At 28.7% G+C, this 20,206-nt stretch carries 15 protein-coding genes, 1 other RNA gene and 1 pseudogene; 9 read left to right on the top strand and 8 right to left on the bottom strand.

Annotated features, from left to right (window positions below):
* Positions 1-29 precede the first annotated feature (29 nt).
* The gene (selB, locus tag L8W64_RS06455) at positions 30-1,835 is read right to left on the bottom strand and encodes a selenocysteine-specific translation elongation factor (protein ID WP_263673225.1); all 1,806 of its coding nucleotides are present in this window, start codon (positions 1,833-1,835) and stop codon (positions 30-32) included.
* Positions 1,828-3,159 carry an L-seryl-tRNA(Sec) selenium transferase gene (gene selA, locus L8W64_RS06450; protein WP_263673224.1) on the bottom strand — a complete coding sequence of 444 codons (1,332 nt, stop codon included), beginning with the start codon at positions 3,157-3,159 and terminating at the stop codon, positions 1,828-1,830. Before selA ends, selB begins: the two co-directional genes overlap by 8 nt.
* An 89-nt stretch (positions 3,160-3,248) precedes the next feature.
* Here selA and L8W64_RS06445 point away from each other — a divergent pair, with 89 nt between their 5' ends.
* Positions 3,249-4,901, top strand: a complete 1,653-nt coding sequence (locus tag L8W64_RS06445; protein WP_263673222.1) for a 4Fe-4S dicluster domain-containing protein — start codon at positions 3,249-3,251, stop codon at positions 4,899-4,901.
* An 86-nt stretch (positions 4,902-4,987) separates the two neighbouring features.
* Here L8W64_RS06445 and L8W64_RS06440 read toward each other — a convergent pair whose 3' ends face one another.
* From L8W64_RS06440 to modA, 3 genes are read right to left on the bottom strand one after another with little or no spacing between them, the layout of a single operon-like run.
* The gene (locus L8W64_RS06440; protein WP_258108839.1) at positions 4,988-5,842 is read right to left on the bottom strand and encodes an ABC transporter ATP-binding protein; all 855 of its coding nucleotides are present in this window, start codon (positions 5,840-5,842) and stop codon (positions 4,988-4,990) included.
* Positions 5,836-6,225, bottom strand: a complete 390-nt coding sequence (locus L8W64_RS06435; RefSeq protein ID WP_263662211.1) for a hypothetical protein — start codon at positions 6,223-6,225, stop codon at positions 5,836-5,838. Before L8W64_RS06435 ends, L8W64_RS06440 begins: the two co-directional genes overlap by 7 nt.
* Positions 6,222-6,968 carry a molybdate ABC transporter substrate-binding protein gene (gene modA / locus L8W64_RS06430; RefSeq protein WP_263662582.1) on the bottom strand — a complete coding sequence of 249 codons (747 nt, stop codon included), beginning with the start codon at positions 6,966-6,968 and terminating at the stop codon, positions 6,222-6,224. The genes L8W64_RS06435 and modA overlap by 4 nt, the downstream gene beginning before the upstream one ends.
* 211 nt (positions 6,969-7,179) lie before the next feature.
* Between modA and L8W64_RS06425 the strand changes: the two genes are divergently transcribed.
* Genes L8W64_RS06425 through L8W64_RS06415 form a run of 3 tightly spaced genes read left to right on the top strand, consistent with a single transcriptional unit; the run spans position 7,180 to position 10,874 of the window.
* Entirely contained in the window at positions 7,180-7,866 is a 687-nt protein-coding gene (locus L8W64_RS06425; RefSeq protein ID WP_263673220.1) for a VacJ family lipoprotein, read from the top strand.
* Between the two features lie 9 nt (positions 7,867-7,875).
* The gene (locus L8W64_RS06420) at positions 7,876-8,445 is read left to right on the top strand and encodes an ABC transporter substrate-binding protein (RefSeq protein WP_258108135.1); all 570 of its coding nucleotides are present in this window, start codon (positions 7,876-7,878) and stop codon (positions 8,443-8,445) included.
* The gene (locus L8W64_RS06415) at positions 8,445-10,874 is read left to right on the top strand and encodes an efflux RND transporter permease subunit (RefSeq protein ID WP_263662583.1); all 2,430 of its coding nucleotides are present in this window, start codon (positions 8,445-8,447) and stop codon (positions 10,872-10,874) included. The genes L8W64_RS06420 and L8W64_RS06415 overlap by 1 nt, the downstream gene beginning before the upstream one ends.
* A gap of 61 nt (positions 10,875-10,935) precedes the next feature.
* On the opposite strand, the gene rdgB is transcribed toward L8W64_RS06415, so the two are convergent.
* Positions 10,936-11,553, bottom strand: coding sequence for an RdgB/HAM1 family non-canonical purine NTP pyrophosphatase (gene rdgB, locus L8W64_RS06410; protein WP_263662584.1), 618 nt, complete (start codon positions 11,551-11,553; stop codon positions 10,936-10,938).
* A gap of 76 nt (positions 11,554-11,629) precedes the next feature.
* Here rdgB and L8W64_RS06405 point away from each other — a divergent pair, with 76 nt between their 5' ends.
* Entirely contained in the window at positions 11,630-12,931 is a 1,302-nt protein-coding gene (locus tag L8W64_RS06405; RefSeq protein ID WP_263662585.1) for an MFS transporter, read from the top strand.
* A gap of 6 nt (positions 12,932-12,937) precedes the next feature.
* On the opposite strand, the gene L8W64_RS06400 is transcribed toward L8W64_RS06405, so the two are convergent.
* Both L8W64_RS06400 and ruvB read right to left on the bottom strand, forming a co-directional pair.
* Complete coding sequence (locus L8W64_RS06400; RefSeq protein ID WP_133319757.1) at positions 12,938-13,981, bottom strand: AI-2E family transporter; 1,044 nt, start codon at positions 13,979-13,981, stop codon at positions 12,938-12,940.
* Positions 13,971-14,981 carry a Holliday junction branch migration DNA helicase RuvB gene (gene ruvB / locus L8W64_RS06395; protein ID WP_039619088.1) on the bottom strand — a complete coding sequence of 337 codons (1,011 nt, stop codon included), beginning with the start codon at positions 14,979-14,981 and terminating at the stop codon, positions 13,971-13,973. The genes L8W64_RS06400 and ruvB overlap by 11 nt, the downstream gene beginning before the upstream one ends.
* Positions 14,982-15,069: 88 nt before the next feature.
* On the opposite strand from ruvB, the gene L8W64_RS06390 reads away from it, so the two are divergent.
* The 4 genes and pseudogenes from L8W64_RS06390 to L8W64_RS06375 form a co-directional block, all read left to right on the top strand.
* On the top strand, positions 15,070-15,480 hold the full coding sequence (locus L8W64_RS06390) for a hypothetical protein (protein ID WP_039619086.1): 411 nt from the start codon (positions 15,070-15,072) through the stop codon (positions 15,478-15,480).
* A 1-nt stretch (position 15,481) separates the two neighbouring features.
* Positions 15,482-15,840: a transfer-messenger RNA gene (gene ssrA / locus L8W64_RS06385) on the top strand.
* 226 nt (positions 15,841-16,066) lie between these two features.
* A pseudogene (locus tag L8W64_RS06380) lies at positions 16,067-19,699 on the top strand (Eco57I restriction-modification methylase domain-containing protein).
* A 1-nt stretch (position 19,700) separates the two neighbouring features.
* Positions 19,701-20,206, top strand: a 506-nt coding sequence (locus L8W64_RS06375) for a hypothetical protein (RefSeq protein WP_263673217.1), incomplete at its 3' end; no start/stop codon positions are given.

The raw sequence follows: 20,206 nt of genomic DNA, 5'->3' as shown, positions 1-20,206 counted from the left end.
TGCACATTATAAAATGTAATCTTTAACACTTAGATTTTTAATATTCTTTTTTCCTCTATTTTTTTAACTTGAGGGTAGTTTTTATCAAGATATTCTAAATAAGCTATGGCATATTTTCTCGAAATTTTAAAATGATTTTTAACAAAAGCTACATCTAAATGATGATTTTGCAAAAGTTTTAAAAACTCTTGCATGAGATTTTCAAGAGTATTTTTTTCTATAAAAAGATTATGCGCTAATCTTTTGACTTTGTTTTCTTTAGTGAGTTTTTTTAAAATAAGATCTCCATTTTTCCTATCAAGCTCTAAATACTCATAAAGATTGTAAGGTGCGGTAGGTTTTATGCCTTCTTTTTTTAAAATTTCATAAAGCTCACAATGAGCCTTTTCTTGTAATTTTTCAAAATCTTGTCCTTTTAAAAACCATATGCCATCTTTAAAATCTAATTTTTCTTGCATTTGCTTGAGTGTATAAGCGCAAAAGCTCTCACTTGCCCAGCTAAGCCTTAAGGCGATAGAATGAGACGAGATTAAAGCATAAGGATTTTTAGAGAAAATAAAATCAATAAATTCTTTCAAAGTTTGCATAGCATTTAAATCATATACATTTAAAGCTTGCTCATCGACAAAAACATGATTTAAGCTTTTTGCTAGGTTCAGGGCTTGCTCATGAGTGAGTTTAAAGCGTTGATAGCTTGAAAGTAATCCAAAGCCAAGTTTGTGAGTTTGTTTTAAAAACTCAAATACCTTTTTTAAATCTTTTTGTTCTAAAAGTGCTAAATACTTAGCTTTTATATCTTTTTTTAAAGGCTCACTTACCGCATTAAGTACCACACCACCGCTTTTAATACGCCCATTTTCAAGCAAGATGAATTTATCATCAAAACACAAAGGTAAGTTTTTATCAAATTCTAAGTTAATATAAGTTTTATCTTCAAATTCTTTGATTACACTAATTTTTGCATTAAGCTTTTTTGAGCCGCTGCAAAATTCTAAAATACTTCCGTGTTTAATCTCTGCATTAAAAACAACCCCATCGATACTTTTAAAGCTTTTAAAAACACCTTTTTTACTTAATATATAGCCTTTTTTTAACTCATGATAATCACAATTTAAACTCAAAGCAACTCTATTATAAGCTTTTGCTTCTAAAACATTTTCTTCATGAATTTGTATGTTTTTTACAATGATATCTTTTTGATTTTCAAGGCAAAATATTTTTTCATTTTTGCTTATTTTTCCTTCATTTAAACTCCCTGTTACTACCGTTCCTATACCTTTTAGAGAAAAAACCCTATCAATGTAGTATCTAAAAATCAAATTTTCATCATTTTCTTTAGGCTTTAAACTAAGTAGATAGTTTTTTAAATTTAATATACTTTGCTCATCATAAATGCTAGTTGGAAAAACTTTTAAGATATTGATTTTAAAGGCTTTTAATTCTTTTAAAAGCTCTGCTTGCTTTTGTACTAAATCCTTGCATAAATCAACCTTACTCAAAATAAGCACTACATCTTTTACGCCTAAAAATTCCAAAACCCTTAAATGCTCTATACTTTGAGCCTTTAAACCCTCGTTTATATCTATGACAAACATACACACTCTAAAGCCAAAAGCACCACTTATCATAGTTTTAATTAAACTTTCATGCCCAGGCACATCGATAAAAGCAATATTTAAATTTTCACTTTTTAAATTTGAAAAGCTAAGATTAATCGTAATGCCTTTTTCTTGCTCTTCTTTTAAATCATCGCCTTCAAAACCATTTAAAGCTTTAATAAGCGAAGTTTTACCATGGTCAATATGCCCAGCAGTGCCTATGATGATACTATGCATGAAATACCTCTTTAATAATGCTTATTATTTTGTTTAAATCTTTTTCTAAAATACTTCTAAAATCTAGCACAAAATGCCCATTTTCAACACGGCCGATTACGCCTTTTTTTCTAAATTTTTCTTGTAAAAGCAAAGCTTTCTCATCAAAACTTAACACAAAAGTATCTAAGCTTTTATCAGGCATAGAGCCACCACCTACTAAACTTTTAGAAGCTTTTAACTCACATTTTATAGGAATTTTTTCTTTGACAAAGAGTGCTTTTTTTTCTATGGTTTTTAAATCATCATTTAAAAGTTTTAGTGTGGGGATTTTTTCATATTCTTTTTCTAAGTAAGCTTTGGCAGTTTCATTTAAAAAAGCTAGAGTGATTTTATCAACCCTTAGCATTCTTAGAAGTTGATTTTTCTTTAATTGTTGAATGTATTTTTTCTTTCCAAGTATAATGCCTGCTTGAGTAGAACCAAAAAGTTTATCACCGCTAAAACTTAAAATATCACAATGTTTTAAAAGCTCTTTCACACTCGGCTCGTTTTTACTAAGTTGTTTATTAATCTTTTCACACCAGCCAGCACCCAAATCATAATAAGATATGAGCTTTTTCTTTTTTGTCAAAGTGTGAATTTCACTTAAGCTTACTTCTTCAAAAAATCCTTTAAAAGCAAAATTAGAACGATGGGTTTTTAAAATCATTTTAGTATTTTTATTGATAGCTTTTTCATAATCATATAAATGAGTTTTATTAGTCGTGCCTATTTCTTTTAGTTTAACTCCAGCTGCTAGCATAACTTCAGGAATTCTAAAATTTCCCCCAATCTCAACTAACTCACTTCTTGAAGTAATAACTTCTTCATTTTTTGCTAAGGTGTTTAAGATCAAAAATACAGCAGAAGCGTTGTTATTAACAACTAAGCAATCTTCACAATTAAATAATATTTTTAAATTTGCACTAAGTGCGTCATACCTTGAGCCTCTTTTACCACTTTGCATGTTAAACTCTAAATTTGAATAAGAACAGATGATTTCTTTAGTTCTTTCAAAAATACTCTCATCAATAATGCTACGACCAAGATTAGTGTGTATAATAACTCCACTAGCATTGATTAAACTTTGACTTTGCATGTTTAAAAACTCATCAATGCTTTGAGTAATTTTACTTAGCAAATCTTGCAAGCTAAAATTTAAATTTTCATTTTTACTTAGTTCTTTTTTACAATTTGAAACAACTATTTTTGCAAAATGAGATCTTAAATACAAAGGGTAGCTAGCCAAGTTTTCATCGTTTATAAGCGTGTTTATGGGTGGAAAATTTCTAAATTTGTTCATCTTAAACCTTAAGAATAAATTAGTAAAATTATAACTTTTTTATAATGAAATTTATATAATTAAGATTAAAAAATTTAAAAGAGAGTGCTATGAAAGATTTTGTATTTTTAGAAAATGAAGATTTAATTCCTTTAAGTGATGATATTAGCATAGTTCAAAAAGCCTGTAATGAAGAAGTTTTTATAGGAAATTCAAAGCTTTTAAATCCTGAAGTTTATGCGCCTGAAATTAATTTTTACCTTAAAAACTCACAAGATGATGTACTTAAAAAAGCTAAAACTATTGAGTCCTTATATAAGATTAGATCTAAAGTTTATGATTTAGGACTTGATTTAGAATACACCAAAGAAGTGGGTAAAAATGTAATTATTGTAAGCAATGAGGATCAAGATGAGCTTATTGAAAGCTTAAAAAAACAAGAATATAAGGTTTTAAAACTAAGTAATGAGCAATGTTTGGGTGTTTTAGGTTGCGTGGGCGAGCTTTGTGTGATAGCTTTAAAAGATAATGAGCAAGTAGAGATTGATTGTGATTTTTTCTTATATGATGTAAAAAAAGAAAGTTTTGATCAACAAAGTGGTTGCTATGATTTAACCACTTTAAGTCAAGAAGAACTTATAAAACTTTTAAATTCTAATTCTCCAAAATATAAATTTAGAAATTATATTAGTTATGATGATAGCATTTGTCAATACCATGAAAGAAGAAGTATTCATTGTGGAAAATGTGCTGAAATTTGTCCTAGTGTGGCTATTTTAAAAGATGATGAGCAAAGAAAATTAGAATTTTCTCATGTGGATTGTTTAAGCTGTGGTGATTGTGTAGGAATTTGTCCTAGTGGAGCGCTTGATTATGCACCTATGCCACGCAATAGCTTTTATGAAATTTTAAAATTTTATGAAGATAAAATCATTTTAATAATCCCTGAGAAAATGTCTATAGAAAATTTAAATATCACTTTAAAAGAAGATGTAATGCCTTTTATGATTAAAGGCGAAAACTATCTTGATCAAGCACATTTTTTAGCTATGCTTCAAACAAGTGGTGCGAGTGCGATTTTTTATAGCGATGGCTTATCACAAGGTGCTTTAGAAGTGATAGCTTTGATGAATGAAATTTTTCAAAGAAAATTTAAACAAAACGCAATTTTTCTAGCTAAAGATGAAAAAGAACTTTTAGAGGCTATAAATCAAGCACATTTTATAGAAAATCTCAAATTTATTTCTTATAATCCTGCGCTTTTAAAAAGAGAAGATTTTGCTATAAGATTAAGAGAGCTTATAAAGGAAGAAAATTTAGGCAATATCTCAAGTAAAGAATGGATACGCTATGGAAAAATCACCATTAATGCAGACACCTGTACCTTATGTCTGTCTTGTGTGGGAGCTTGTAATGTAGGAGCTTTAGTGGCTGATACTAAAGATAATTCTTTGAAATTTAATGCAAGCTTATGTACTACCTGTGGGTATTGTGAGGCAAGTTGTGCTGAAAAAGATACTTTAATGCTTCAAAGAAGTGGGATAGATTTGGAAAAAGAGTATTTTTCTTTTATGGTTTTAGCTCAAGATGAACTTTTTGCTTGTGTAGAGTGTGGGAAAGAATTTGCTACTAAAAAGGCTATTGAGAAAATCGCTAGCATTATGAAACCAAGATTTATGGGCGATGAAGCTAAGATAAAAACACTATATTGCTGTGCTGAATGTAAAGCAAAAGTAATGATACAAAGTATGAATGTGCTTTAAGCCAAAAGGCTTAAGCACTAAGTTTTAGCTTGTATTAAAAATTTTATATAATTTTTTAATATACAAGTTAATGTAAATTATAGTTTTTATACTTTGCTTAAATTTAGCGCAAAAGCTTTTTGGCTCAAAAGCACTTCATCATTTTCTTTAAAATCTTTAGCTTCTAAAGGGCTTAGCGCTACTTGGCTGATTTGATTACCTATGGCAAGTATGGCTATAAATATGCTATCTTGCTTTTGTAGTTTTAAAATGCGTGCTTTTATAGCAAATTTTTGTGAGCCTTGTGTCTTTAAAAAAACTTCATTAGGCGAGCCTTCTTTAATGATAGCTCCATTTTCTAAAATGATGACTTTATTAGCTAGTTTATAAACTTCACTTACATCATGGCTGATTAAAATAGTAGTGATTTTATAAGTTTTATGTATATTTAAAAGATAATCATGCAAGTGTAGTTTTATCTCATTATCTAAGGCGCTAAATGGCTCATCTAAAAGTAAAAGTTTGGGTTTTTGCATAATGGCTCTTGCTAAAGCTACGCGTTGTTTTTGTCCCCCACTTAGTTCTAAAATATGACTTTTTTTGTGTTTGCTTAAATCTAAAAGTTCTAAAAGTTCATTAGCAAATTTTAGATCTTTTTTGGCAAAAAGTAAGTTTTGCTCTACATTCATATTTTCAAATAAAGCATAATCTTGAAAAACAAAGCCAAGTTTTCTTTTTTGTGGGCTTAGAAAGTTTTTATCATCAAAAAATATCGTATTATTAAAAGTGCAAATTCCTTGTGCTTTTTCAAAACCTGCTAAAATTCTCAAAAGCGTAGTTTTGCCACTACCACTTTTTCCAAAAATAGCACAAAATTCTCCTTCTTTAACTTCAAATTTAACCTTAAGTTTAAATTCTTTTTCTTTATTTTTAAAGATTTTTTCAAAGTCAAGTTTTAGCATAAATACTCTTTGATAAATAAAGCACTAGGATGTACATAAGCAAATACAAAATCATTTTTTTGATAATTTTGCTCTAAAAACTCATGGGTGCTAATTTGAGCTTCGAAAGTGCAAATTTCATTTTCTAATCTTACGATAGTGATGATTTGTCCTTGAAAAATATCAATGATTTTTGCATAAAAGGTATTTAAAAATGAATTTTCTAAATTTTTTTTACTAAGCAAGCACTCGCTACTTTTAAAAGCTAGTAAAACTTCTTGATCAATGCTTGCTTTTTCATCAAGTTCTAAAGCAAGCATAAATAATTTATGTTTATTTATAAGAAATTCTACCCAGTTTATATTTTCATGATTTTTTATAATATTTATTTTAGCTTTAATCATGGGATATTATAGCCATAAGCTTTGAAAATTTCCTTAGCCTTTTTGCTTAAAATAAAATTATAAAATTTCTTAGCTTTAGCATTATCTTTACCATAAGAAGTGATAACAATGCCTTGATTGATTGGTTCATAAAGCTTTGGATTGATTAAAATATAATTTTTTCCTTCTTGGAGTTTATAAGATTTTAGCGTATCTTCATATAAAGCACTTGCTGCTATAAAACCCACATCGGCTGCTTTTAATGTTTGAGTAAGTGCTTCTCCTATGGATTTTGCCTCGATAATTTTAGTTTTTGTTTGCTCATAAATTTTAGCATTTTGTAAAGTTTCTATACTAGCTTGACCATAGGGAGCAGCTTTGGGATTAGCTATGGTGATGATTTTTACTTTTTCTTCTTTAAGCGTGTCTAATCCTTTGCTTAAATCCATTCTAACACTTAGTAAAGCTAAAGCTCCTTGAGCATAAATAACAGGTTTTGTACTAGCAAAATTATCTTCATACAAACTTTGTGCAAATTTCATATTTGCAGCCATAAATATATCAAATGGCGCTCCATTTTTGATTTGCGAAACTAAATTTCCACTAGCACCTAAGCTTACATTGATACTAATATCAGGGTTTTCTTTTTGAAATTCTTTTTGTAAGGCTTTAAAAGCGTAAGCTACATTTGCAGCTGCAGCGATATTTACATCAGCACTATAGCCAAAAATACACAAAAAAAGTAGGGTAAAAATTTTTTTCATTTTTTATCCTTTTAATAGTAAATTTTAAAAAAATTATAGCTTATTTTTAAAAGCAAAAATAAATTTATATTTTTTGCATATTTTCTAAGACTTATTTCATAAGTAAATAAAAATTACTAATTTTTTTTAAAGAATATTTTTAATGTAAAAATTTATTTTAATTTTTGTATAATATAAGATTTCAATTTATGAAATTTTAAAAGGAAAAAGCTTGTTAAAATACATACTAACTTTGTGTTTATTTTTTAACACTTTGATTTTAGCAAATGACTTTGAAGATTTTGAACAAGAATATCAAAAAAAAGAAGTCAAAGATAGCTTTTATACCTACAATAAAGCTATGAGTAAATTTAATTATGATTTTTATACTTATTTTTTAAGACCAGTTGTGCTTTCTTATAAAAGCATTACTCCAAGTTTTATAAGAACAGGTGTAAAAAATGCTTTTGATACCACAAGATCACCTTTTAGATTTATTAATCATCTTTTAAGTTTAGAATTTAGAAAAGCTGGTGAGGAATTTGGAAGATTTTGTGTGAATGTGATTTTTGGATTTGGTTTGTTAGATAGTGCGAGTAAAACTCCTTTAAAAAGTTATGAAGCTGATTTTGGAACGACTTTGGGCAAATGGGGAGTAGGTAGTGGACCACACTTAGTGCTTCCACTTTTAGGTCCTTATAATGTAAGAGATGCTTTAGCTTTGCCTGTAAATTGGTTTATGGTGCCTGAGGGGTATATTGAGAATTTTTGGGTTGGTGTGGGTGTAAATGCTGCATTAAAACTCAATGAATTAAGTTTTGAGTATGAAAAAATAGATGATATTTACCAAAATAGTGTAGATTATTACATTTTTATACGCGATGCGTATGAACAAAGACGCCAAGAACTCATCAAATAAGGAGATAAAATGAAAAAAATCATAGCTTTGTTTTTTAGCGTAGTATTTGCTTTTGCTTTAAATTTGCAAGATATTTCTAAAACCATGCAAGAAAAAATTGATGAGAGCTTAAAAATTCTAGATCAAAATAAAAACGATAAAGCTAAAGCAGCGGAAAAAATCTTTGCTTTATTTGATGGTGTTTTTGATTATGAACTTATGGCTAAACTTAGTCTTTCTACAAGATATGAAAAATTAAGTGAAAATGAAAAAAATGAATTTAACAAAGCTTTTGAAAAAAACCTTAAAAAAAGTTTCACAGATAAGCTTGCTTTGTATGATTCTCAAAAATTAAAAGTGATTAATTTAGAAGAAAAAAATAAAAGAGCCTTTTTAAAAACTTCTATGATAGTAGATGGTAAAGAAAATTTTGTAATCTTTAAATTTTATGATAAAAATAATGATTGGCAAATTTATGATGTGGATATTTTTGGTATAAGTATTATACAAACTTATCGCTCACAATTTAAAGATGTCTTACAAAATGGTGATTTTAAAACCTTGCTTGAAAAGCTTTCTAGTGTTGATTTTTCTAAATAATGCTAAGTAAAATTTTAAAAATCTTTCTTAATTTCCCAAAGCTAACTTTGGGGATTACTTTAATCTTTTGTATATTTTTTAGTTTTTTTGCTAAAAATTTAAGTGTTGATGCAAGTGCTGAAAGCTTGCTTTTAGAGCATGATGAGGGTTTAAAACTATATAGAGAAGTTTCAGCGCGTTATGGCAATGATAATTTTTTAATGCTTGCTTTTGCTCCTAAAAATAAAGATATTTTTGCTAAAGAAAATTTAGAAACTATCAAAAACTTAACCCTTGATTTAGAAAAAATCAATGGTGTGCAAAAGGTATTTTCTGTCGCTAATGCACCTTTGCTTGCAAGTTCTAAAGGTAAAGAGTTAAAAGAGCTTATCCAAAATATACCTAATATTTTTAGTCAAGATGTGGATATTAATCTAGCTAAAAAAGAAATTTTAAATCAACCCTTTTATAAAAATAATATTATCTCAAAAGATGGAAAAACAACGGGAATTTTGATTTATCTAGCACCTGATCTTGTTTATAATGACTTGATTGATTCAAGGGATAATGCGCAAAATGAAAATGAAAAAGAACATTTTAGAGCCTTGATTAAAAAGCACCAAGAAAGCTCAAGGGAATTTAGTGCAAAAAGATTAGAAGAAATTACTAAAATAGTATCTAAATATAGTCAAAATGGAGACTTTTTACACCTTGGTGGTGTTGAAATGATCGCTAATGATATGATTAATTATGTAAAAAGTGATTTAAAAATTTATGGACTTAGCTTAATAGGGCTTTTATTTATAGCACTTTGGTGGTTTTTTGGCTCTTTGCGTTTAGTGTTTTTGGCTTTGGGAATTTGTGTGGTTTCGCTTTTTACTTCAAGCGGGATTTTCGCGCTTTTGGGCTTTGATATTACTGTGGTGTCTTCAAACTATGTAGCTTTGGTACTCATTATCACTGTTTCTGTTGTGATACACTTAATCGTGCATTTTATAGAAAATTTACACAAACACCCAAAAGCTAGCGTTTATAAGCTTTTACTCTCAACCTTACTTGATAAAGCAAGTCCTAGTTTTTTTGCTATTTTAACCACGGTTGTTGGGTTTTTAAGTTTTGTTTTTTCAGATATTGAGCCTATTATCAAACTCGGTATTATGATGAGCCTTGGCATCAGTGTGAGTTTGATTTTAGCTTATATTTATTTTGCAAGTATTTTGGTATTAATGCCGCGTTTAAATTTTAAAGAGCTTAATCAAAATTCGTTGAAATTTTTAAGTTTTTGTGCAAATGTAAGTTTAAAACATAGAAAATTTATCTATAGTATAAGTTTATTTTGTGTAGCTTTTGCATTGTATGGAATTTTACAAATTAAAGTAGAAAATAGTTTTGTGAGTTATTTTAAAGATAGTTCTAGGATTAAACAAGGTTTGTTGATTATAGATAAAGAGCTAGGTGGAACTATGCCTTTAGATGTGATTGTCAAATTTAAGCAAAATCCAAAACAAAATGAAAGCTTAGATGAGTTTGAACAAGAATTTGATGATTTATCCAAAGATGATAGGTATTTTTTTAGTAGTGAAAAAACAAGAATAGCTGCTAAGGTTCATGAGTTTTTAAGTAAGCAAAAATATGTAGGCTCTGTGCTTAGCTTGCAAAGTTTGCTAGAGCTTGGAAAAAGCATTAATGATGGTAAGACTTTAGATGATTTTGCTCTAGCGTTTTTGTATGAAAATTTAGATGAGAATTTTAAAAAGCAAGTTTTAACCCCTTTTGTTAGTGTAGAAAATAATGAGTTGCGATTTAGCGTGCGTATGCTAGATAGTGATCCAAATTTAAGACGCGATGCTTTTTTAAAACAGCTTGAAAAAGACTTAAATGAGCTTTTGCAAAATGATAATGTAGAGGTTAAAATCAGTGGTATTATGCCTTTGTATAATAATATGCTTCAAAGTCTTTTTTCATCACAATTTGACACTTTAGCCTTTGTGGTGCTTGTGATTTTTGCTTTGTTTGTGGTGATTTTTAGAAGTTTTGTTTATGCTTTTGTGGCGATTTTGGCCAATCTCATACCTTTAGCTTTGGTGTTTGGCTTAATGGGTATTTTAAATATACCACTTGATATTATGAGTATTACCATAGCTGCTATTTGTATAGGAATAGGGGTTGATGATATGATTCATTATATTCATCGTTTTAAAGAAGAATTAAAACATAAAAGCTTAGAAGAGGCTATAAAAGCTTCACATATAGGTATAGGAAGTGCGATTTATTATACTAGTGTTACGATTATTCTAGGTTTTTTAGTGATGATTAGCAGTAATTTTATCCCGACGATTTATTTTGGTTTGCTTACGGTTTTAGCTATGAGCTTGCTTTTGTTTGGCTCGCTTTTTTTATTGCCAAGTTTTATTTTAACTTATCATTATTTTAAAGCAAAATTAAAATAAAGTAAAATCCAAATCACATAAACACCAAAAGCAATAAGCATATATTTTATAAATTGTTTCATCAATACTCCATTTTTTCTAATACCCTTAAGATATAAGTAGCAAACATTAGTGCTTGTGAGCGGTGTGAAATTTTTAATTTTACTTGCTCGTCTAATTCACCTAAAGTTTTATCAAAACCTTTTGGGATAAATAAAGGATCATACCCAAAGCCATTATTACCCCTTGGAGTATCAATAGCAAGGCCATGCATATATCCATGCGTGCTAAAATGTCCATATTTTGAGCTTATAGCTATGGCTGCAGTGTAAAAAGCTTTGCTTTGATGTAGATTTTTTTCATGTAAAGCTTGGATGAGCTTGTTTCTATTGGCCTCATCAGTGCCTTCTTGAGAGTATCTTGCAGAAAAAATCCCTGGCGCATTGTCTAAAGCCTCTACGCTTATACCACTATCATCGCTTAAGGTGATAAATTCATTTTGTTTTTTGCCTAAAGCATTAAAAATAGCTTTAGATTTTATCAAAGCATTTTCTTTAAAACTTGTGCCATCTTCGATGATTTCAAAAGGGGTGATGATTTCATTTAAGGCATAAATTTCATAAGTAGTTAAAAATTTTTTGATTTCTTCTACTTTGTGTGCGTTAGAAGTTGCTAGAATGATTTTTAATTTTTTCTTCATAAATTACTCTTTTTGTTTTGACTTTAAAAAAAGTTTATCAAAATCATAGTAAAATTATCCTTTATAAGGAGAAAAGATGTTAAAAACCGTTTTACCTTTGTCTTTTATTGTAGGAACTAGATTTTTTGGATTGTTTATAGTTTTACCGGTTTTAAGTTTATATGCTTTAAATTTAAAAGGAGCTAATGAGTTTTTAGTAGGGCTTTTAGTAGGTGTGTATGCTCTAACTCAAATGGCATTGCAAGTTCCTTTTGGTATTATTTCAGATAAAATAGGGCGTAAAAAAACTATGCTAATAGGACTTGTGGTGTTTATCATAGGTTCTTTGGTGTGTTCATATGCTGATGATATTTATACGATGATGTTTGGAAGGCTTTTACAAGGTGCAGGAGCCATAGGAGCAGTAGCTACTGCTATGATAAGTGATTTTATCAATGAAGAAAATCGTGGCAAGGCTATGGCTATCATGGGTTCATTTATAGGACTTTCTTTTGCAGCTTCTTTAGTGCTTTCTCCTTTAATGAGTGCTAAATTTGGACTTTCTAGTTTGTTTGATTTAAGTGCCATTTTAAGTCTAATTTGTATCGTGCTTTTATTTAGCGTTGTGCCAAAAGAGCATACAATAGTGCATGAAAATACTAAAACCCCATTGAAAAAACTTTTAAAAGAAAAAAACTTAGCTTTGATGAATCTTACTAATTGTATGCAAAAAATGCTTATGAGTATTGCGTTTTTAAGTATTCCTTTGGTTTTGGTGCATGAGTTTAATTATCCAAGTGAGAATTTATGGCATGTTTATGTTAGCTCTATGGTGCTTGGGTTTTTAGCTATGGGTTTATCAGGATCTTTGGGAGAAAAAAGAGGCTTAAGTAAAGAGATATTGCTTTTAGGTGTGGCATTTTTTATCATTGCTTATATTATATTTGCTTTTTCGCATAATGCTTTAGTGTTTATGGTGGGTGTTGTAGTGTTTTTTATAGGATTTAATTTACATGAGCCTATTATGCAAAGCTGTGCGAGTAAATTTGCTAAGGTAAATGAAAAAGGCGCAGCTTTGGGTGTGTTTAATGCTTTTGGCTATTTTGGAAGCTTTTTAGGTGGTGTCGTTGGAGGGTATTTTTTACACCATTTTAGTTTAGTTGCTCTTGCTTTTATTTTGATAGCTTTGTCTGTAATTTGGTTTGCGTTGCTTTTGTTTTTACAAAGTCCGGCAGATTTTAAAAATGTCTATTTATCTTTAGAAACAAAACATGATTTAAATATGATTAAAGGCATAAATGGAGTTTTAGATGTGTATAAAAACTCTAAATTTTTAGTGATTAAATACAATAAAAAACTTACAAGCGAAGAAGAAATTTTAGCGATTATTGGAAAATAATCGCTTTTATACAAAATGCTTTTCTTTTAAAATCACATATAATTTTAAAGTAGAAATAAAGAAAGTTAAAATAGCAGGTCCAAGGATAATACCCCAAAAGCCAAAACTTGAAATTCCTGCTATCATCGCAAAGAAAATTAAAAGTTCGTTAATTTGTGTTGGAATTTGAACAAGTTTTTCATTGATCCATTTAATGATATAAGGTTTTACTAAAGTATCTGCGATAAAAGATATCATTACCACGCTATAAATGAAAATCACTAAAGCACCGCTTAGATTATTATTTGCAAATTCATATAAAGAGACAGGCACATAAACTAAGGCCCCACCTACCACAGGGATTAAAGAGCTAAAGCAAAATAATATTCCCATTAAAATCGCATCATAACCATAAAATTTAGTAATGATAGCAAAAAGCACCCCTTGTAAAATGGCATTTAGCACCATAGAATAAAACACCACAGACATTACATTACTCACTTCACTTAAAATGCCTTGAGTTTCTTCTTTTTTCATAGGCACTATGCTTTTTATATAGCCAATGAGTTGGGCTCCATAAAGATTAGCAAAGAAATAAAATACGCAAATTAATACCATGTCAGTTAGAAATTTAGTGCCAAATTTAGTTGCGCTTGAAAGATAGGTTAAAACATTTTTAGAGATAGAATTTAAGTCAATACTTGCTAATGCTTCTTTGATTTTGGGTTCTATAAAGCTTAAAGATTCGGGTAGGTGTAGGGAATAATTTTTAAAATATTCTATGGTATTGTGAAAATAGCTTATATCAAAACCTTTTGCAGCCTTTGCTAGCTCTATAATAGCATATACAAAAGGGATAAAAAATAAAGCTAGCATAAAAGCAGTAGTAGCTGCTGCAGCAACGACTTTTTTACCTTTGAAAATACTTAAAAATTTAACATTAACATTAGAAGTAGAAACAGCCATTAAACTTGCTATGGCTATATTCATCAAAAAAGGTTTAAACAAAAAAAGTACCCAAAATAAAATGATCAAAATAAAACTAATCAAGAAAAAATTACTACTTTTCATCAAATAAACCTTTGTTATATTTTAATTTTAAAACATCAAAGCTTTTTAAGCTTGCAATGCGACCTTTGGCTGTTCTTTCTATATAACCATTTGCTAGTAAATATGGCTCTATCACATCTTCTATGGTATTTTCATCCTCACTTAATGCTGCAGCTATACTAGAAAGTCCTATAGGTTTTCTTTTAGCTTCAGTTAAAAGCTCTAAATACCGCAAATCCATCGCGTCAAAACCAAGCTCATTTACCCCTAAAGAATCAAGCGCTTCTTTAGCTCTTTTTTCGCTAATGATTTCTTCATCATTTACATCAGCAAAGTCTCTTACACGCTTAAGCAATCTTAATGCTATTCTTGGGGTTGAGCGACTGCGTTTGGCTATTTCTAAAGAAGCTTTTTTTTCACAAGTTTTATTAAGCTTTAGAGCTGCTTTTTCTAAAATGATAGCAAGCTCTTCATTTTTATAAAATTCCAAGCGAAATTGCATACCAAAGCGATCGCGTAAAGGATTACTTAGCATACCTGCTCTTGTAGTAGCACCTATTAAAGTAAATTTGGGTAAATCGATTTTTATCGTTTGTGCAGCAGGTCCACTGCCGATGATGATATCAAGACGAAAATCCTCCATAGCAGGGTAAAGCACTTCTTCTATGGCGGGACTTAAGCGATGAATTTCATCGATAAATAAAATATCTCCCTCACTAAGGTTAGTTAAAATCGCAGCTAAATCTCCGCTTTTTTCTATCATGGGTGCAGCGGTAGTTTTGATATTTGCATTCATTTCATATGAGATAATGTTTGCTAAAGTTGTCTTACCAAGTCCTGCAGGCCCACTAAAAAGGATATGATCTAGACATTCATTTCTTTTTTTAGCAGCTTTAATGAAAATTTCTAAATTTTTTTTAATGTTTTCTTGTCCTATGTAGCCATCAAAATTTGAAGGTCTAAGACTTGTTTCATAAGTTTCATCAGGGGAGAATTTTTCAATTTCTACGATTCTATCCATATTTTTTCCATTTTATTTTGCTAAGAAATTTTAATTTTATCTAAAATTTGCTAAAATAAACATTTAAACTTAGATTATAGAAGTTTTTATGGGAATTTTAGAGCAATTAGAGTTAGATTACGAGCTTGAAGAAATCGAGCGTTTTTTGTATTTTTTTAGAAGTCTTTGCGATGTTTTAGAGCCTTTGATAGTAAAGCTAAGCAGTGATAGCTCAAAATACAAAGAAGCTTTAAAAGACTTAGAGCAAAATATTCACAATGTAGTTTGGGCTGCTAAAAGATTAAATTTAGATGAGATTGCAAATTTTTGCACATTTTGTGAGGAAATTATGCAAGAAGCAGCTAAATTTGATGGGCCTGCTAGTGATGAATTTGTGGATTGGATGTTTTTAGTGGGTGAGCAGCTTGATAGATATTGCAGTGATTATGAAAAAAATGCTTCTTTTTTAAGTGTATTTAACCCTCAAATTGCAAATGTTCCTGATAAAATTTCTAAATAACGGGGACGACTTGGCTTCGACAGGAGTAGAGTGGCCTTGGTGGCATGTCGCTTTGAGCAAAGCGTATAAAGCTCAAATTAAAATTAAACGCAAACAACGTTAAATTTGCTCCTGCTTACGCTAAAGCTGCGTAAGTTCAGTTGAGCCTGAATTTTAAGTGATACTATCTAGCTTAGGATTTGGTCATTTTTGATAGTGTAGATTGAAATTTGACAAGTTTTGATTGAAGTTAAAGTCTTAGTCTAGCTTGAAATTTTGGAAGGTGAGTTTGGCTAGATGAAATTTTCACCTTTGCTAAGCATGTAGATGCCGTGGTTGTTTTATTTTTGGACAGGGGTTCAATTCCCCTCGTCTCCACCAAATTTAATCTTTCATATATCAATTTATTAGAATTTAGTATTTTAATAATTTAATTTCATCAAAGGTTTCTTAATTATTGATAGGACTTCAAGGAAGGCTTCTTTTAAGATAGATGGTAAGGTTTTTATTAATTCTAAATTTAAATTCATTATAAAGCTTGATAGTATTTCTTAGCATTTTAAAAAGTTCTTTTTGTTATCATTTTAAAAAATACTAAGGCTGTTCTATGAATTTTTATGAAGAAATTAAAAAATATCTTGATAATAATCTTTTTACCAACTATGCTCTAGAGGTGGATTTTCCAAATATTTATAATTTTACTAAAAATGAAAACACATATAAAACAACCTTAGATAATATAATCTGTCTATACAACGCCACTCAAAGAAATTTTCAAAATTATAACGAACATCAATTTGAAGATGAATTTATATCAAAAGTGTTAGACATTTTAGGGTGGAAATTTATAAGACAAGATGAAAAGATCATACAAGGTAAATTAGAAAAGCCCGATTTTTTGCTTTTTAGTGATGAAAATATAAAAGCAAATTATGAAAATTTAGACAAAGAAACAAAAAAATCAAGCAATGAATTCACTATTATCATGGAGTCAAAAGCCTATGATGTGTAAATAGATAATAAAAAAGTAAAAGAAAATCCCCATTTTCAAATTTTAAGATATCTTAGTAATCTTAAGAAAAATTATGGCTTTTTAACTAATGGTAGATTTTGGCGTTTTTATGATAACTCTACACTTAGTGCAAACAAGGTATTTTATGAGATAAATTTAGAACAAATCATAAAAGATAAAAATTACCAAGCTTTTGCGTATTTTTATAGTATTTTTGCTTCAGCAAGTTATACGGAAGAAAAACACATAGAAAAATCTTTACAAGTTAATAAAGAATCAAAAATAAAAATAGAAGATGATTTAAAATCTATCATCTATGGAACTAATGGCAATGAATCTTTATTTGAATTTATAGGTTCTAAGATTTATAACAAAACTAAAGCTGATTTAAAGCTAATCTATGAAAATTCTTTATATTTTGTGTTTAGGCTTTTATTTATTGCTTATTTTGAAGATAAATTTGAAAATATCTTAGAAAAGCATAAATACTTCAAAAGCAAAATTAGCATAAAAACTTTATTGCAAAATTTAAGCGATGATGAAAGCTCAAGTGCTGGCTTTGGTGATTTAGAAATGATATTTCAAATTTATAATAAAGGTAAAGGCAATTTTGACATGCCTGTTTTCAATGGCGGGTTGTTTGATGAGAGCAAAACCACTCTTTTAAACACACCAAAGATTTTCAGCGATAAAGACTTGAAGAAAATTTTAGAACAATTATTATACTACAAAGATAAAAATTTAACTTTTAAAAGAGATTATAAAACCTTAAGCATAGAGCATTTAGGCACGATTTATGAAGGCTTGCTTTCTTACTTTTTTGAAGTAGCAAATGAACATATTTACTATGTAAGCTATAAAGAAAAATCAAAAGAAATAGAGTGTTATTTTGATAATTATGATTTTAAAATTTTAGAAAAATCAAAAAAATTAGAAAAATATACCTTTTATGAAAAAGGACAAATTTATCTAAAAAATACTAGCAACTCAAGAAAAGCAAGTGCAAGCTTTTATACACCTCAATCCATAGCTAATTTTTTAATCCAAAGTGCTTTAAAAGACAAACTAAACAATGAAAACATTTTGAAATTTAAAATTCTAGACAATGCTTGCGGTAGTGGGCATTTTTTAGTTGCGGTTTTAAATGCTATCACGCATATTGTTTTATCAGATTTTGAACATTTTACAAATTTAAAGCAACTCCACGAACAAGAAAAAGAAAATATCGCAAATCATATAAAAGATTTCACGCAAGATTATGAGTTAGATGAAAGTGATGTTTTAAAACGACTTTTGCTAAAACGCATTATTTATGGAGTGGATTTAAATCCATTTAGTATAGAGCTTACTAAGCTTAGTCTTTGGATAGATAGTTTTATCTTTGGAACCCCACTTTCTTTTATAGAACATCACATAAAATGTGGCAATGCTTTGGTAGGCTCAAGTATAAGTGATTTTGAAAATTTAATAAAGCAAAATAAAGAAAATATTTTCACAAATTCCATTACTCAAGAATTTGAAATTTTACAAGAAGTATTTGAAAAGCTTGATAATCTACAAGATACCAACGAAGAACAAATCAAACAATCCAAACAAATCTATCAAAATGAAATCACACCAAAGCTTGATAAGTTAAATTTATATCTAGACTATATCAACTCACTTCATTTTGCTAACAAAGAAGAATTACAAATTCTAAAAGCCCTAAGTCAAGATGATATACAAAATTTAAGCCAAAATGAACAAGCAAAAGCTATCATCGGCAAATATCAAAAAGAATTTAACTTCTTTAATTATGAGTTAGAATTTCCTGAAATCATAGAAAATCAAGTCTTTAAAGGCTTTGATATCATCATAGGTAATCCACCTTGGGATAAATCAGAATTTAGTGACAATGATTTCTTTCCACAATATAAAAGCGATTATAGAAGCTTAATCGCTAGCAAGAAAAAAGAAATTCAAGACAATTTGCTAGTGAAAGATTATATAAAGCAAAATTATGAAAAACAAAAAGCATATATAGATGTAATTAATGTTTATTATAAAAACACATTTATGTCTAATTCTTTAACAAAAGATATTAATTTATTTCGTCTTTTTGTAGAAAAAAATCTTTCTCTTTTAAAACAAGATGGAAATTTAGCTTATGTGCTTCCTAGTGCTTTGATGTTTGAAGATGGAAGCTTGACTTTAAGAAAAGAAATTTTAGAAAATAAAACTTTAGAGTATTTTTATAGTTTTGAAAACAATAAAGCTATCTTTATAGATGTTCATAGAAGCTATAAATTTGCTCTTATGCTTATAAAAAACACGCAAGCAAATCACACTCACAAAATCAAAACAATGTTTTATAAAACAGATATAAACTCATTAAAAAACAAAGATGAAATTTTAACTCTAAGTTTAGAAGATATCAAAAAGCTAAGCCCAACTCACCTAGCCTTAATGGAGCTAAAAGACAAGCAAGCTTTAGAAATTCTAAGAAAATGCTACAATACTTTTCAAACCTTGTCTTTTGATTATATAGATTTTAGACAAGAATTAAATATGACTAGTGATAAAGATTTGTTTATAGAAGAGTTTAGGGAAGGACTTTTGCCCTTATATGAAGGTAAAATGATACATCAATTTAATGCAAATTTTAGCCAAGCTACTTATTTTTTAAAAAAGGCTAAATTTGATGAGCGTTTAAAAAGCAAAGAACTTTTAAGAGCTAAAAAGGCCACCAGCAAAGAACTAAAGCCTGAATTGATAAAGTATGATAGAGAATTTTTTAGATTTACTTATAGGGCTGTTGCAAGCGATACAAATGAAAGAACCTTGATAGCTTCTTTATTACCAAAAAATTGTGGTTTTGGACATAGTATGTTTGCAAATGTACCAAAACTATATATTTTAAAAGATGATGAAATTTGTATAGATGTAGTGTCTTATGAAAGAATTTTATTTACTTTGGCTTTGTTTAATTCTTTAGTGGTTGATTTTATCATAAGAAATATGGTGCAAATCAATGTAAGCAAAACCTACTTAGAAAGAATTCCTCTGCCTCAACCAAGTGATGATGAAATTCCAAAAACTAAAAAAGCTTATGATGTCTTAAGAGCAAAAAATGATTTATTAGTTAAAGAACTTTATAGTTTAAGTGATGATGAATTTTCTTACATGATAAGCACTTTTAAAGTCTTAAACGAAAAACAAAGTGAATATATAGCATTGTTAAGGAATTAAAATGGGAGATACAAAGATCATAAGCGATTTACTCGAGCTAGACTTAAATGGCTGTGAAAATATAGTTTCATTTAGCGAGTTAGTAGATAAAATCAATAAAAATGAAAAAAATATAATATATAAAGATAGTATTGATTTTTTATATTATTTTTATAACTACAATCCTAATTATTCTAAGCATAAATATAATGATTTTATATTAAAAGAAGAAATTTTAGAACAACTTAATAATATAGTTTATGATGTGAAAAATCCTTTATTACAATTAAAAATTGCAACATGCTTATTGATAGAATATAAAAATATAAAAAATAAGCCTGAAATAGCTAGGCTTATTATAAAAAATACTATTTTATTTTTAGATAAACTATTTTTAGAAAATTCTTATGAATTAAAAGAAGGAGTATTGTTTGCACTTAATGTAAATCGTGTCTTTGAATTAGAAAAAGAATATAAATATATGGAAAAACTAAAAGAAGCTATAAATAATTATTTACATAGCAAAGA

The sequence above is a fragment of the Campylobacter sp. IFREMER_LSEM_CL1097 genome, assembly GCF_025772225.1.
In the GTDB taxonomy this organism is placed as follows: domain Bacteria; phylum Campylobacterota; class Campylobacteria; order Campylobacterales; family Campylobacteraceae; genus Campylobacter_D; species Campylobacter_D lari_D.
This window is presented reverse-complemented; position numbering and strand designations above follow the sequence as displayed.